Source organism: uncultured Draconibacterium sp., assembly GCF_913060805.1.
Classification (GTDB): Bacteria; Bacteroidota; Bacteroidia; order Bacteroidales; family Prolixibacteraceae; genus Draconibacterium.
Window position 1 is genome coordinate 62,645 of sequence record NZ_CAJXTC010000027.1, and the last position, 14,782, is coordinate 77,426.

A 14,782-nucleotide genomic window follows, 5' to 3' on the forward strand; every position below is an offset into this window, starting at 1 on the left:
TGTACAAAATTAATACTTTTTGATATTTATTTCATTTATTCCTAATATTTGTTGCATGAGAGGAAAACAATAGTAGAATTTACTATCAGTAATAAATTAATATTCAACTTTTTACAACTTATTTATAAAGGGAATAAATCGCTTCAACTCGTTTATTTCCCATTTAAAAACAAGTACAATAAAGGCCAGTGCTAAAACTAAATTGATTGAATATTTAAGTATTACCTGTAAATCGAGCGTAAATTGAGCGATGCCCACAATAACCATGGCGGCCAGAAAATAACTGCCAATTCGTTTGAGATCGTAAGGCACCGGAAAATGTTTTTGCCCAAGAAAATAGGAGATGACCAGCATAACCAAAAAGCAGACAAACACTGCAATTGCCGATCCCATATAACCTATAACCGGAATCAGCGCAAGGTTTAAAACCAAGGTGATTGTGGCACCGATTAAAGCCATATAAGCGCCGTAGCGCGTTTTGTCGGTAAGTTTATACCACAGCGACAGCGTGAAATACATTCCGTAAAAAAGATTGGCCATTAACACAATGGGAACCACTTTTAATCCCTCATGATATTCGGTGTCGACAATCACTTTTATAACATCAATAAATAACACCATTCCTATGAAAATAACCAGCCCGAAAATGACAAAGTATTTCATTACAACGGCATATATTTTTGGGTCGTCTTTTGATCCTTCGCGGGCAAAAAAGAAGGGTTCGAAAGCATAACGGAACGCCTGAATAAACATATTCATCAGCACCGCCAGTTTGTAGTTGGCACCGTAAATACCAAGCTGAAACATCGGATCCTGATTCTCTGGCACCAAAAACGGAATCAGCACTTTGTCTATATTCTGATTCACCATTCCTGTTAATCCAACTATCAGAATTGGAAAACCATAACTCAACATTTGTTTCAGCAGCTTCTTATCAAACTGAAATGAAATTCTAAAGATTTCGGGGAGCAGTAAAACCAGGGTTATCAGCGAAGCCAGTAAATTGGAAATAAACACATATCCAACACCGATATCGGCTGAATAAATTGTTGAAATTATTGAGTCGGGATTATTAGCTAAAATCTTTGGGCACAAAGAAATAAAGAACAGGTTAAAACCAATGTTAAAACCAATATTTACCAGTTTAATAAAGGCAAATTTTATGGGCCGGTTATTTAATCGGAGCCGCGCAAAAGGAATGGCTGTAAACGCATCGACACCCAATATTATCGCAAACCACAAAATATACTCCGGGTGATCGGGATATTGAATCCAGGCGGCTATTTCGTTTCGGAAAGCTGCCGCCAGCAACACAAACGAAAAAGTGGTAAAAAACAAGGATACCATCGATGTGGAATACACTTTTTCGGGATCGTCGCTTTTTGAGGCAAAACGGAAATATGAGGTTTCCATTCCGTAAGTAAGCAACACTAGTAAAAAAGCCACATAAGCGTACATATTGGTCACCACGCCGTATTCGCCGGGCAAAAACATAAACGAATAATAGGGGACAAGCCACCAGTTTAAAAAGCGGCCCACAATGCTGCTTACCCCATAAATAGCCGTATCGCTTGCTAGTTTCTTAAAAGGATTCAATTGTTGAATTTTTAGGCAAAGATAAAATCATTTGCTTTGATGCTTTTCTACAAAAGAATCTTTTACAATATGTTTTATCTTTGAAGTCAAAAATTACAAAGTAATGAAACGAAACCTCTTCCCGATAGTACTGATATTTTGTTTGCTAGTGAGCTTTTTTTCGTGTTCAAATAAATCGAATAAACGCCCACGAAAACCGGTAAGTAGCATTAGTATAAAACCGGGCAAACAACTATATACTTCCGGCGATAAAATTACTTTAGAGATTAAAACCAAACTGCGCGACGGCGAGCTAAAATCAGTGAAAGTTTATTACGAAGGCGACTTATTAAAAGAAAGCACTGATCTTAATTTTGAAATTGCCGATGTGGAACTGGATCAGGTTGGAAACACCAGTTTTAAAGTAGACGCTGAAAAAACCGACGGATTAAAAAACAGCCGCACAAAAACGATTAATGTAATCTCGGATATAGCACCAAAACAACTCACTTACCAGGTAATTGAAAAATATCCGCACCTGAAAACTTCGTACACCCAGGGACTGGAATATTACAACGGTTATTTGTACGAAGGAACCGGTGAAACCGGCCATTCAAAACTGATGAAAGTTGACATTAAAAGCGGAAAACCACTTCAGTCGATCGACATGGATGACAAGTATTTTGGTGAAGGAATTACCCTGTTAAACGGTAAAATTTACCAGTTGACTTATCACGCTAAAAAAGGTTTTGTTTACGACCTGGAAACCTTTGCTGTAATCGATAGTTTTACCTACAAATCGGAACAGGGATGGGGATTGACTAACGATGGTACCAACCTTATTATGAGTGACGGAACCAACGTTTTAACCTGGTTGAATCCGGATGATTTTTCGATTGTAAAAACAGTACAGGTAGCCAATAACCGTGCAAATATGAATGTTCTCAACGAACTGGAATACATCGACGGAATTATTTATGCCAACATTTATACCACCAACTTCATCGTTAAAATTGATGCCAACACCGGTAAAGTTGTTGAAGAAATAAACATGGAAGGTTTAATCGATATGTATCATCAGGCAAGCGACCGGATTGATGTGTTAAACGGAATTGCCTACGATGGCGAAAACGACCGCATGTTTGTTACCGGAAAACTGTGGCCAATGTTATTTGAAGTTAAATTCATTGAACAATAAAGAATTTCGAATGATGATTAACGAATGTAGATTTTAGAAGTATCCTTCAATTGAAACTGAATACTTCTTTTCCGATCATAAATCAAAAATCGTTAATCGAAATTCATCATTCCATTCTTAAAACAGGCTAGGGGAGTCGCCGTATCTAACGCGGCCTAAATGTTTGTAAGCCAAATCGGTAACTTCTCTTCCGCGTGGTGTTCTTTTAATAAAACCTTCCTTAATTAAGAACGGTTCATAAACCTCTTCGATGGTTCCGGCATCTTCGCCAACAGCCGTTGCAATGGTTGTAATTCCCACCGGTCCGCCTTTAAATTTATCGATAATAGCTTTTAAAATACGGTTATCCATTTCGTCCAGACCATATTTATCGATATTTAAAGCCGACAACGCATGACGCGTAATATCCATATCAATCGTTCCGTCTCCTTTTACCTGGGCAAAATCGCGAACCCTACGCAGCAATGAATTTACTATTCGCGGAGTGCCACGGCTCCGGAAAGCTATCTCATGGGCCGCCTCGTCGCTTATCTCTATGTTTAGTATACCAGCGGACCTTTTAACGATTTGCGTTAAAATATCGCCGTCATAATACTCCAGGTGCGAATTAATACCAAAACGTGCCCGCAATGGCGACGTTAATAATCCCGATCGGGTAGTGGCTCCAATCAGCGTAAACGAATTCAGCTCGATTTGTACCGAACGTGCACTCGGACCTTTGTCGATCATGATATCGATACGGAAATCTTCCATAGCCGAATACAAATATTCCTCAACAATTGGGGAGAGGCGATGAATTTCGTCGATGAACAACACATCGTTTTCTTCGAGGTTGGTCAGTAAACCGGCTAAATCGCCTGGTTTATCCAATACCGGTCCCGAGGTGATTTTGATTCCAACTCCCAATTCGTTGGCAATAATATTCGACAAGGTTGTTTTACCCAGTCCCGGAGGTCCGTGTAATAAAACATGATCCAAAGCTTCGCCACGCAAAAGCGCTGCCTTTACAAAAATCTCGAGGTTTTCAACAATTTGTTTTTGTCCGCTAAAATCATCGAATTGTAAAGGGCGTAAACGTTTGTCAAGCTCTCTTTCGGTATCCGTATATGAATTTCCTCTAATATCTAATCCGTCATCCATCAGCACTAACTCTTATTCGGGAATAAAGATGCGTATTTTTTCAATAAGCTGGGCAGCTGTAAAGGGTTTTGATAAATACTCGTTCATTCCTACGTTAAAACAGCGCTCACGATCATTGTCGAGCGTGTTAGCCGTTATAGCAATAATGGGAACAGGGTTTTCAATGGCGTTTGCGGTTTCGTATTCGCGAATGGCCGCGGTAATTTCGTAGCCATCCATTTCGGGAAGCATAATATCCATTAACACCAGATCGTAGGCGTGTTGCTTTACCTGCTCAATTGCGTCGGGTCCGTTGGTAACTGCAGTAACGTTGTAGTTATATTTCTTCAAATTAAATATAACCACCTTTTGATTTAATAGGTTGTCTTCTACAAGTAGTATGTCCAATCTTCTTTTATTATTATTAATAATTAAACAAATTTAAAAATTAATACTAGTTATTATATCCTGTTGGTAACTGTTAATTACTATTTTTTACCAATTATGCAGAAACTGTAAACAGGTTTGTTCTCCTGTTTTCAACAACTATTTCACAGGTTAATTTGTTCTTTGGTAACTATATAACTTTTCTTTTTAACAACTGTTAATAGTAAAAGTGGAAAGAGAACTGACGTTTTTAACAGGTGTATTTCCTGTGAATAAACAGGCATCAAAAAAACGTAAGATTAACGGCGGTGTTTGAAATGTGAAATTATATGATGAAAAAATTGAAGAATGCAAAAATTAGTATAAAAGATTACTTTTGTTTTTTTGACATGTTTATCCACAATTATTAACAATTGCTGAGAAAAATAAACGTTTGAAAAATAAGAACTTTAAGCAGAATGACAGAAAATTTCAACATACTTGTTAATAAACTAAACGCGTTTAGGTTTAAATACGGCTTGTATAAGTTGGTAAGAGGGGCGGCTTTGGTTTTTGTATTGTTAATTACCTTATACACAGTATTTTCGGTAGTTGAATACTATATTTACCTTTCATCGCTAACACGCAAGGTCATCTTTTATGGCTACCTCATTTTTGCCGGTTTGCTAACAACACAGTTTATTCTTGTCCCATTATTTCGCTTACTACATATATTAAAACCTATCGATCTGAAATCGTCGACTCAACTGATTCAGAAACATTTTGGTGAGATAAAAGATAAATTACTGAATATCATTGAATTATCAGATTTACACGACAATCAGTATTCCAATGATCTGTTAATTGCCAGTATCGATCAGAAAATCGATGAGTTAAAAGTTTTCGATTTTAACGAAGCTATTGAGTATAAAAATATTAAAGTAGTTTCTATTTATCTGATAGTAAGTGTTTTAATTGCTTCGGGAATATTATTATCGAATAAAAGCATATTTACCGAATCAACAAACCGGCTGGTACATTACAACCAGGAGTTTGTAAAACCGGCTCCATTTTCTTTTGAGTTAACCAACAAGAGTTTGAAAGCTAAAAAGGGAGATCCGTATACGGTAAAAGTAATTGCTGAAGGCGATGAAATTCCGCAAATCGTATATATAAATATAGAAGGTAATAATTACCTGATGAAAACAACCGCAACCGGTAATTACGAGTTTGAGATGGCTTCGGTAATTAATCCTGTTGCGTTTTATTTTACCGATTTAAATTATAAATCAGATAGTTATACGCTGCAGTTGCTACCTAAACCGGGTATTAATTCGTTTACGGTAAATCTAAATCCGCCAAGCTATACATTAAGCGAATCGCAGTTGCTTGAGAACATCGGAGATGTGCAGGTTCCATGTGGAACAATTTTAAAATGGCAGTTCACCGGAATTGATGTAGACTCGCTGGCGTTGATGTTTAACGACTCCATTCGGGTTAAAGCAACCGAAAACGAAGGAAGTTTTGAAGTAGAAAAAACGGTTTATAAATCAAGTAAATACAATGTTTATATCCGAAATAAAGTTACTGATGAAGAATTGGCGCTGTCGTATTATATTGATGTAATACCTGACATTTACCCTGACATTGAAGTGATGCGTATTGAAGACTCAACACGTTTAACACGTTTCTTTTTTAAAGGTGTAATTGGCGATGATTATGGTTTTTCGTCGTTGAAGTTCCATTACAATATTGCCAACGAATACACGGCTATTGCTTTGCCATTTTCCAGAAATATGGCCGATCAGGAGTTTTATTTCAGTTACGATTTTAACGATGTTGAATCCGAAGGAGCCATTTCTTACTACTTCTCCGTATCGGATAATGATGTAATAAACGGTTATAAAACTACCACATCCGACAGTTATACCTTTGTATTTCCGGATAAAGAAGAGCTGGAAGCCAACGAAAAGGAGCAGTTTGAAAACCTGGAGAAAATGATTGCTGAAAGCCAGCAGTTATCGAAGGAGATCCAGAAGAATTTGCAAAATCTGCAGATTAAAAATATGGATACGAACACTTCTGACTGGGAAAAATCGCAGATGGTAAATGATATTGTGCAGAAACAAAATCAGTTGGAAAAACTCTACGATAAAATTAAACAGGATAATAAGAATCTGAATAATTACCTGAATTCATATACCGACAATTCGGAGGAGATTATTGAAAAACAAAAGCAGATTGAGGAATTACTAAATGAAGTTTTTACCGATGAGCTAAAGGAGTTAATGGAGGAGTTTAATAAGCTGGCCGAAGAATTCGACAGCAAAAAGTTAAACGAGCTTTCGCGCGATATGAATGTAACCATGGACGATCTGCAGAAACAACTGGATCGAAATCTGGAGATGCTGAAGAAGTACAAGGTAGAACAAAAGTTGCAGCAAATTACCGACGAAATGAATGAAATGGCCATGGAAGAGGAGAACATGGCTAAGGAGATAAGTGAAGAGAAAAATTTTGAAGAAACCAGTGAAAAGGTAAACGAGCATCAGGAAAACCTAAAAGACTTGGAGAAACGCTTAAATGAAGCGCTCGAGATGAATAAAGAATTGGAAAAACCAATTGGTTTTGACGATTTTGACGAGGAGTTTAAGGAAATGCAAAAAAGCTCGGAAGAAAGTAAGGAAAACCTGGAGAAAAAGAACCGTAAAAAGTCGAGCCAAAGTATGCAGAAAACATCGGAGCAAATGAAGAATGCGGCGTTTGCTATGCAACAAATGCTCGACATGAACAGCATGCAACAAAATCAGGAGAACATTCAAAACCTCCGACAGATATTGGATAACCTGGTTCTGCTATCATTTAATCAGGAAGATGTGCTCACAGGATTGGGTGGTATTAGCGCCAAAGATCCACGATTAACAGAGCTGAATAAAGAGCAAAAACGCATTGAAGACCAAAGTAAAATTGTAAGAGATTCGTTGTACGCGCTGGCAAAACGTACTCCACAAATTTCGAGTATGATCAATAACGAGTTGGTGGATATGGAAATTAATCTTACAAAATCTGGTCAGCAGCTGGAAGAAGCTCTATTTCCACAAGCCAGAAGTAGCCAGCAATTTGTGATTACTGCAACAAATAACCTGGCACTTTTATTAAATGAATCATTGGAACAGCTGGAAAAACAACAGGCGAATTCTCAGCCGGGCGACCAGCAATGCGAAAATCCGGATGGACAGGGGCAGGGTATGCAAAATCTGAAAGAGTCATCGGAAAGTATAAAACAGCAGTTACAAAAGATGATTGATCAAATGAAAAACGGCAATTCGCAAGGTTTAAGCAAACAAATGGGGCAGAGTTTAATGCAACACGAAATGATGCAACAAATGCTTCGCGATTTGATGAATAACGGTCAGGTTGGAAGTCAGGCACAGGAAACTTTCAAAAAAATCGACCAGATGTTGGAGGAAAACCGAAGGGAGTTGATGAATAAATCTATTAACGCTGAAACCATTGCGCGTCAGAACCTTATCACCACACGTTTACTTGAAGCTGAAAAGGCTGAAACTGAGCGTGAATTCGAAGATAAACGCGAATCGGAAAGTGCGGATGAGTTCTACAGTAACCCTGTTAAGTTTTTTGAGTATAAAGAAAAAGAGAATTTTACCATCGAGTATTTGAACCGTAATTCAAATACATTAAGTAATTTTTACAACAAAAAATATAAAGATTATCTAAACAAAATTCAAAACCAGAGTGAAGAATAATCCACCCAACATATTAATAATAAAGTCAGTAAATGCGGAAATTAGAAGGGTAGAAGAGTTTGTAAGAGCTCATTTTAATTTCCATAATATGCCGGATAAATGTTTTAATCCGGTGTTTTTATGTATTTCTGAAGCAACCACAAACTCTATTGTTCATGGTAATAAAGAAGACCACACAAAAACGGTAGAGCTTAATATAGATTGTAAAAGTCACCTGATACAAGTTCGGGTTACCGATGAAGGTGAGGGATTTGATATTGAAAAAGTACCCGATCCTACGCACAAGGATAACCTGTTAAACGAAACCGGCCGCGGTTTACATATTATTAAAAGCATTGCCAAAAATGTTGAATTTAACGAAAAGGGGAATAGCTTAAGTTTCGAAATTGTCTGTGAATGAACTCAATAGAATTTTATTTTGAAGATATCAAACCGATATCGTTCCATAAAGATTTTCTGAAAAATCAGATTGAAAACCTCGTTATCAACGAAAAGTATGAACTTGGAGAACTTACAATTGTGTATTGTTCCGACGAGTTTTTACTCGACATGAATAAACAATATCTTGATCATGATTATTATACAGATATAATAACTTTTGATTACGTAGAGAAAAATGTAATTTCGGGCGATTTATTTATTAGTCTCGATCGCGTAAATGAGAACGCGGAAAATTACAAAATATCGCAACTAAAGGAACTGTATCGTGTTGTATTACATGGAGTTCTGCATTTAGTGGGATATAAAGATAAAACAGACGAAGAGCAAGAAGAGATGACAAAAATGGAAGAGTTTTATCTTGCAAAAATAGATTTTAAAGAACTGAAGGTATGATGGAGAAATATGATGTAATTGTTGTTGGGGGAGGACATGCCGGATGCGAAGCAGCAACAGCAGCTGCAAACCTTGGATCGAAAACATTACTGATCACTATGGACATGACCAAGTACGGTCAAATGTCGTGTAATCCTGCCATGGGCGGAATTGCAAAAGGTCAGATTGTACGCGAAATAGATGCGTTGGGTGGTTATTCAGGTATTCTGGCCGATAAAACTACCATTCAATTCAGAATGCTCAATAAATCGAAAGGTCCTGCCATGTGGAGTCCGCGTGCACAAAACGACCGTTTTCGTTTTGTTGAGGAATGGAGAAATATTCTTGAAAATACGGATAATCTTGATTTATGGCAGGACGCTGTAGTTCAATTGATTATAAAAGATAAAAAGGTTGCAGGCGTTAAAACTAAAATAGGTATCGAATTTGAGTCGAACACCGTCGTTTTAACAAATGGTACCTTTTTAAACGGTTTAATGCATATAGGGCAGGAAAAGCTTGCTGGCGGACGTATTGGTGAGGCTGCTTCATATAACATTTCAGAACAGTTACTGGAAGCAGGTTTTAAAACCGGCAGAATGAAAACCGGCACGCCCGTTCGTATTGATGGCAGAACAATCGATTTTTCGAAACTGACTGAGCAAAAGGGTGATACAGGACATTACAAATTCTCGTATCTGCCTGGCACTGAAACGAAGTTAAAACAACGTTCGTGCTGGATTACGCATACAAGTTCAGAAGTTCATGCTGAGCTTCAACAAGGATTTGAGGATTCACCAATGTTCGATGGTACGATACAAAGTACCGGTCCACGTTATTGCCCAAGTATTGAATCCAAACTTGTAACTTTTGCAGAGAAGGAAAAACATCAGTTATTTTTGGAACCGGAAGGGGAGAATACCATAGAGTATTATCTGAATGGATTTTCATCCTCACTGCCGTGGCAGGTTCAGTTAAAAGGTTTACATAAGATTGAAGGATTAGAGAAGGCAAAAATATTCCGACCGGGTTATGCCATTGAGTATGATTATTTCGATCCTACTCAACTAAATCACACGCTCGAAACAAAAATTGTAGGCAATTTATTCTTTGCCGGACAGATTAACGGAACAACCGGTTATGAAGAAGCAGGTGCCCAGGGTATCATTGCCGGAATAAATGCACATTTAAAAAGTGCCGGCAACAATGAGACTTTTATTTTGAAACGTAATGAAGCTTACATTGGAGTTCTTATAGATGATTTGGTGACAAAAGGAGTTGATGAACCATACCGGATGTTTACCAGTCGTGCAGAATTCCGAATTTTGTTACGACAAGATAACGCAGACATCCGTTTAACGGAAAAATCGCACAAATTAGGCCTTGCTTCGCTAGAACGAGTTGAATTACTGAAAGAAAAAACAAGCTTAATTCAGGAAATTATCAACTTCGCAAAAGATTTTTCTGTTAAGCCAAGGTTTGTAAATCAGCTACTTACGGATAAAGGAACATCGGAGTTAAAGCAGGGGGTTAAATTATTTGACTTAATTTTACGCCCTCAGATTTCGATATTTGATTTGATAGAAGTCATTACCCCGTTTAAAACGTTTCTCGAACGTGTTCCTGAGGACAGAAAAATGGAAATTATCGAAGGAGCCGAAATTGTGATTAAATATGAAGGTTATATTAATCGCGAAAAATTACTGGCTGAAAAATTAGATAAGTTTGAGAATATAAAGATTGAAAATAAATTTAATTATAGCGAATTAAAATCGATATCCACTGAGGCACGTCAAAAGTTGGAAAAGATAAACCCAAAAACTATTGGGCAAGCGAAACGAATCTCGGGTGTGTCACCATCCGATATAAACGTTTTACTGGTACTTTTAGGACGATAATGTTTCACGTGGAACAATTTTGTAAAAATGGATTTAAAAAAAGAAATACGCGAAATTCCTGATTATCCAAAAGAGGGGATAAGCTTTAAAGATGTAACAACGCTTTTTAAAAATAAGGAAGCGGTGCGATTTGTGACAAATACAATCGTGGAGAATTTTAAAGAGAAAGGCATTACAAAAGTTGTTGGTCTTGAAGCTAGGGGTTTTGTTTTTGGAGGCGCGATTGCTGACAGGCTTGATGCAGGTTTTGTTCCTATCCGCAAAAAGGGAAAGTTGCCAAGTGCGGTTTTGAGCGAATCGTACGAACTGGAATATGGAACGGATAGTGTGGAAATGCATAGCGATGCATTAGAGAAACATGATGTGGTTTTGATTCACGACGACCTGCTGGCAACCGGAGGAACTGCTGTTGCAGCATTAAATCTGGCAAAAAAGTGTGGTGTTCAGAATATCTATTTCAGCTTTATTTGCGATTTGGAATTTATTGATACACCAAATAAATCGATACTGAAAGAATACGAAACACAAGTATTGGTAAAATATCAGTAATTGAAATATAAGACGGTAAATAAAAATATTGATCACTTAAAATCGCTTATATCGGTGTTGCCGAATAAGCCCGGTATTTATCAGTATTTGGATCAATCGAATACAATAATCTATATCGGAAAAGCTAAGAACCTGCGAAAGCGGGTTTCTTCGTATTTTATAAAGAATCACGATCACCGGAAAACGGCTTTACTTGTGCGGAATATTGCCGATATAAAACACATGGTGGTAGAGAGCGAGCAGGATGCTTTATTGTTGGAGAATAACCTGATTAAAAAGTATCAGCCGCGTTATAATATTCGCTTAAAAGACGATAAAAGTTATCCGTGGATCTGTATAAAAAATGAGCCTTTTCCACGCGTATTTAAAACGCGTAATCTGGTTCGCGATGGCTCCAAATACTTTGGTCCGTATACTTCAATTTACACAGTAAGAACACTGTTAGAATTATTCAAGTCGGAATATAAACTACGCACCTGTAATTATAATTTGTCTCCCGAAAATATCGCTTCGGGAAAATATAAGGTTTGCCTGGAGTATCATATTGGTAACTGTAAAGGGCCTTGCGAAGGACATGTTCCTGTAGAAAAATACGACCAGGGAATAGCAGATATCGCTGACATTTTGAAGGGAAATATTTCCGGCGTTATCAAGCATTTGGAAGGCATGATGGCTGAAATGGCGGAGAATTTGAATTTCGAAGAAGCCGCTGCTATTAAAGAAAACTATGATTCGCTGAAACGCTACCAGAGCCGTTCAACGGTTGTTTCTCCTGTTATTACTGATGTAGATGTTTATTCGATAGAGGAGGATGAAAACTTTGCCTTTATCAATTATTTGAAAATTATAAAAGGAGCCATAATTCAGACCTTTACTTTAGAGATTAAAAAGGGCTTGGATGAGAATACAGAAGAGCTTCTTTTGGCCGGAATAATTGAAATACGGCAGAAGATTTTTAGTAATGCACGCGAAATCCTGGTGCCTTTTAAGCTCGAAAATGTGGTTGAAAATGTCACTTTCCGTGTTCCGCAAAGAGGGGAGAAGAAGCAATTATTGGATCTTTCGAAACGAAATGCCAAGTATTTCCGACTTGAAAAGGATAAACAGGCAGTGCTTAAAAATCCTCAAATTAGAACCGATCGTATCTTAAACACCATTAAAAAGGACCTGCAATTAAAGGAATTACCGGAGCGAATTGAGTGTTTTGATAACAGTAACCTGCAAGGAACAAATCCTGTTGCAGCGTGTGTGGTATTTAAAGATGCCAAACCGGCCAAGAAAGAATACCGGCATTTTAATATCAAAACCGTTGAAGGACCAAACGATTTTGCATCGATGGAGGAGGTTGTTTATCGCCGGTATAAGCGCTTAAAAGAAGAAAATAAACCGTTGCCAAACCTTATTGTTGTAGATGGTGGAAAAGGCCAGTTATCGGCTACAATGAAAGCGATGGATAAACTGGAATTACGTGGTAAAATCACGGTTATTGGTATCGCAAAAAGACTGGAAGAAATCTATTTTCCCGGGGATTCAGTTCCTCTTTATATTAATAAGAACTCCGAAACCTTAAAAGTGATTCAGCATTTACGCGATGAAGCGCATCGCTTCGGAATTACTTTTCACCGGGATAAGCGTTCGAAAGCATTTATAACATCCGAATTAGGAGAAATAAGTGGAGTAGGGGAGAAGACGACGGAAAAATTATTAAAGGATTTTAAGTCGGTAAAACAGATAAAACTACAAAAACTCGATGCCCTGGAAGCATCGATTGGGAAAGCAAAAGCAAGGGTAGTTTACGATTATTTTCAAAAAGAAAAGGAATAACACACGCCCGAATAAGAGTTGGTCAAACTGAAACTTATTAGTGAGTTTGTCGAACACCATTAATAATTTACAATCACATCGATATGAATAAACGCGTTTTGCTGGGGATGAGTGGAGGAATTGATAGTTCGGTTTCGGCAATGTTATTGCAGGAGCAGGGTTATACGGTTATTGGAGTTACCTTTCTTTTTAGCGGCAGCGACGGACAAAATCATCACTTTTTAAGAGATGCAACTGATTTAGCTAATCGTCTGAAAATTCAACATAGAACCGTTGATTTACGCAAAGAGTTTGAAGAGTATGTTGTTCGTTATTTCATCGACGAATATGTAAAAGGGCGCACACCTTTTCCTTGTGCATACTGCAATCCGAACCTCAAATTTAAATACCTTAATAAATACGCGAATGCAATGGATTGTGATTCAATTGCAACGGGTCATTATGTCAAAACCGGAATTTATAATGGTAAGAAATATCTTTTTCAGGGAGAAGATCCGGAAAAGGATCAGTCCTTTTTTCTGTGGGGATTGCCACGAGAGATTATCGACAAACTGATTTTTCCATTGGGTAATTTTAAAAAAACTGACATTAGAAATATAGCCAGAAAAAAAGGATTTTTATCGTTATCAGAAAAAAGAGACAGTCTTGGAATATGTTTTATTGATGGAAATGACTATCGACAATTTCTAAAACAAAGGGGCATAAAATCGCAACCAGGAAATTTTGTTGATCAAAATGGGAACATTTTGGGTGAGCATAAGGGAATTTTCAATTATACCATCGGACAACGTCGCGGATTGGGCCTGAATCTGAATTTTCCGTTATTTGTGGCCGAATTTCGTCTAGATGACAACGAAATAGTGTTGGCAAAATACGACGATTTATACCGATCTAAATTGTATTTGGAAAATTACTATATACTTGATAAAGAGATAGTTGAAAGTAATATTGAGCTAATAGTAAAGGTGCGTTACAGGCTTCAGGAAACCCCCTGTAATTTGCATATTTTAAACGATACTGTGGCTCAGGTCGAATTATTAGAACCTGAAGCCATGATTGCACCCGGACAAACGGCAGTATTTTATCAAAACGACAGATTGATCGGTGGTGGATTTATAAAATCAGCAGAATAGATATTATCTATTAAAAGATCCGATCGTATACAGATTCTTTAAAGAATAGAATTTTGTTTACAACTGCAATAACTACCCTCAAGATTCAGAAAATAGTTTTCTCCGATATGATTTATTAAGATACAATTGATATAGGAGCAAATCTTAAATCTTATATCAATACGACTAAACTTATGTTGTTCTAAATAGTCAATTCTATTTAATACTAAATAATCAAAAAAGCGAAAAAGTGGCCATTCACCCGTTTCCGGAGGTGGATTATAACAAATGGATCGATTGGCAATAGTCAGTTATTCAGTTTGAAGTGTAAAAGAGTCTTTATATTCCCTGAAATGACGAAATATGTGTAAAAATAGAAATCAAATATTCAAAAACTAAAATCCCAAAACCTACATCGACTTAATTTTGAAGAATAAGTACACGGTTTCCATACCTGAAAATGAGGAGTAATGGAATTATGACTATTCGCAATATTGATTAATAAAAAAAATAAATCTTAAACTCTGAAAAGATGTAATTATGAACGTAAGACAAAAGACT

The 14,782-nt window shown here is 37.1% G+C and carries 11 protein-coding genes; 8 read left to right on the forward strand and 3 right to left on the reverse strand.

Annotated elements, in window-relative coordinates:
* Nucleotides 1-111 precede the first annotated feature (111 nt).
* Nucleotides 112-1,596 carry a lipopolysaccharide biosynthesis protein gene (locus tag QZ576_RS15815; RefSeq protein ID WP_297098761.1) on the reverse strand — a complete coding sequence of 495 codons (1,485 nt, stop codon included), beginning with the start codon at nt 1,594-1,596 and terminating at the stop codon, nt 112-114.
* Between the two features lie 103 nt (nt 1,597-1,699).
* On the opposite strand from QZ576_RS15815, the gene QZ576_RS15820 reads away from it, so the two are divergent.
* Nucleotides 1,700-2,773 carry a glutaminyl-peptide cyclotransferase gene (locus QZ576_RS15820; protein WP_297098762.1) on the forward strand — a complete coding sequence of 358 codons (1,074 nt, stop codon included), beginning with the start codon at nt 1,700-1,702 and terminating at the stop codon, nt 2,771-2,773.
* A 117-nt stretch (nt 2,774-2,890) separates the two neighbouring features.
* On the opposite strand, the gene ruvB is transcribed toward QZ576_RS15820, so the two are convergent.
* Both ruvB and QZ576_RS15830 read right to left on the reverse strand, forming a co-directional pair.
* Entirely contained in the window at nt 2,891-3,913 is a 1,023-nt protein-coding gene (gene ruvB / locus QZ576_RS15825) for a Holliday junction branch migration DNA helicase RuvB (protein ID WP_297098763.1), read from the reverse strand.
* Between the two features lie 12 nt (nt 3,914-3,925).
* Complete coding sequence (locus QZ576_RS15830) at nt 3,926-4,300, reverse strand: response regulator (protein WP_297098764.1); 375 nt, start codon at nt 4,298-4,300, stop codon at nt 3,926-3,928.
* A 437-nt stretch (nt 4,301-4,737) separates the two neighbouring features.
* Between QZ576_RS15830 and QZ576_RS15835 the strand changes: the two genes are divergently transcribed.
* From QZ576_RS15835 to mnmA, 7 genes are all read left to right on the forward strand, one after another.
* Nucleotides 4,738-8,025, forward strand: coding sequence for a DUF4175 family protein (locus tag QZ576_RS15835; RefSeq protein ID WP_297098765.1), 3,288 nt, complete (start codon nt 4,738-4,740; stop codon nt 8,023-8,025).
* A complete protein-coding gene (locus QZ576_RS15840) occupies nt 8,015-8,425 on the forward strand; it encodes an ATP-binding protein (protein WP_297098766.1) in 411 nt (136 codons plus the stop codon). Before QZ576_RS15835 ends, QZ576_RS15840 begins: the two co-directional genes overlap by 11 nt.
* Nucleotides 8,422-8,859: an rRNA maturation RNase YbeY gene (ybeY, locus tag QZ576_RS15845; protein WP_297098767.1), complete on the forward strand. Its 438-nt coding sequence runs from the start codon at nt 8,422-8,424 to the stop codon at nt 8,857-8,859. Before QZ576_RS15840 ends, ybeY begins: the two co-directional genes overlap by 4 nt.
* Nucleotides 8,856-10,736, forward strand: a complete 1,881-nt coding sequence (mnmG, locus tag QZ576_RS15850) for a tRNA uridine-5-carboxymethylaminomethyl(34) synthesis enzyme MnmG (protein WP_297098768.1) — start codon at nt 8,856-8,858, stop codon at nt 10,734-10,736. The genes ybeY and mnmG overlap by 4 nt, the downstream gene beginning before the upstream one ends.
* Before the next feature lie 27 nt (nt 10,737-10,763).
* Nucleotides 10,764-11,285, forward strand: coding sequence for an adenine phosphoribosyltransferase (locus QZ576_RS15855; RefSeq protein WP_297098769.1), 522 nt, complete (start codon nt 10,764-10,766; stop codon nt 11,283-11,285).
* Nucleotides 11,286-13,109, forward strand: a complete 1,824-nt coding sequence (uvrC, locus tag QZ576_RS15860; RefSeq protein WP_297098770.1) for an excinuclease ABC subunit UvrC — start codon at nt 11,286-11,288, stop codon at nt 13,107-13,109.
* Between the two features lie 83 nt (nt 13,110-13,192).
* A complete protein-coding gene (gene mnmA, locus QZ576_RS15865; RefSeq protein ID WP_297098771.1) occupies nt 13,193-14,242 on the forward strand; it encodes a tRNA 2-thiouridine(34) synthase MnmA in 1,050 nt (349 codons plus the stop codon).
* The last annotated feature ends 540 nt before the right edge of the window (nt 14,243-14,782 follow it).

What these genes read in the sequence shown, in the direction of transcription:
- QZ576_RS15835 (WP_297098765.1), top strand. Translation starts at nt 4,738, where the DNA reads ATGACAGAAAATTTCAACATACTTGTTAATAAACTAAACGCGTTTAGG.
- ybeY (WP_297098767.1), top strand. Translation starts at nt 8,422, where the DNA reads ATGAACTCAATAGAATTTTATTTTGAAGATATCAAACCGATATCGTTC.
- QZ576_RS15820 (WP_297098762.1), top strand. Translation starts at nt 1,700, where the DNA reads ATGAAACGAAACCTCTTCCCGATAGTACTGATATTTTGTTTGCTAGTG.
- mnmA (WP_297098771.1), top strand. Translation starts at nt 13,193, where the DNA reads ATGAATAAACGCGTTTTGCTGGGGATGAGTGGAGGAATTGATAGTTCG.
- mnmG (WP_297098768.1), top strand. Translation starts at nt 8,856, where the DNA reads ATGATGGAGAAATATGATGTAATTGTTGTTGGGGGAGGACATGCCGGA.
- ruvB (WP_297098763.1), bottom strand. Translation starts at nt 3,913, where the DNA reads ATGGATGACGGATTAGATATTAGAGGAAATTCATATACGGATACCGAA.
- QZ576_RS15855 (WP_297098769.1), top strand. Translation starts at nt 10,764, where the DNA reads ATGGATTTAAAAAAAGAAATACGCGAAATTCCTGATTATCCAAAAGAG.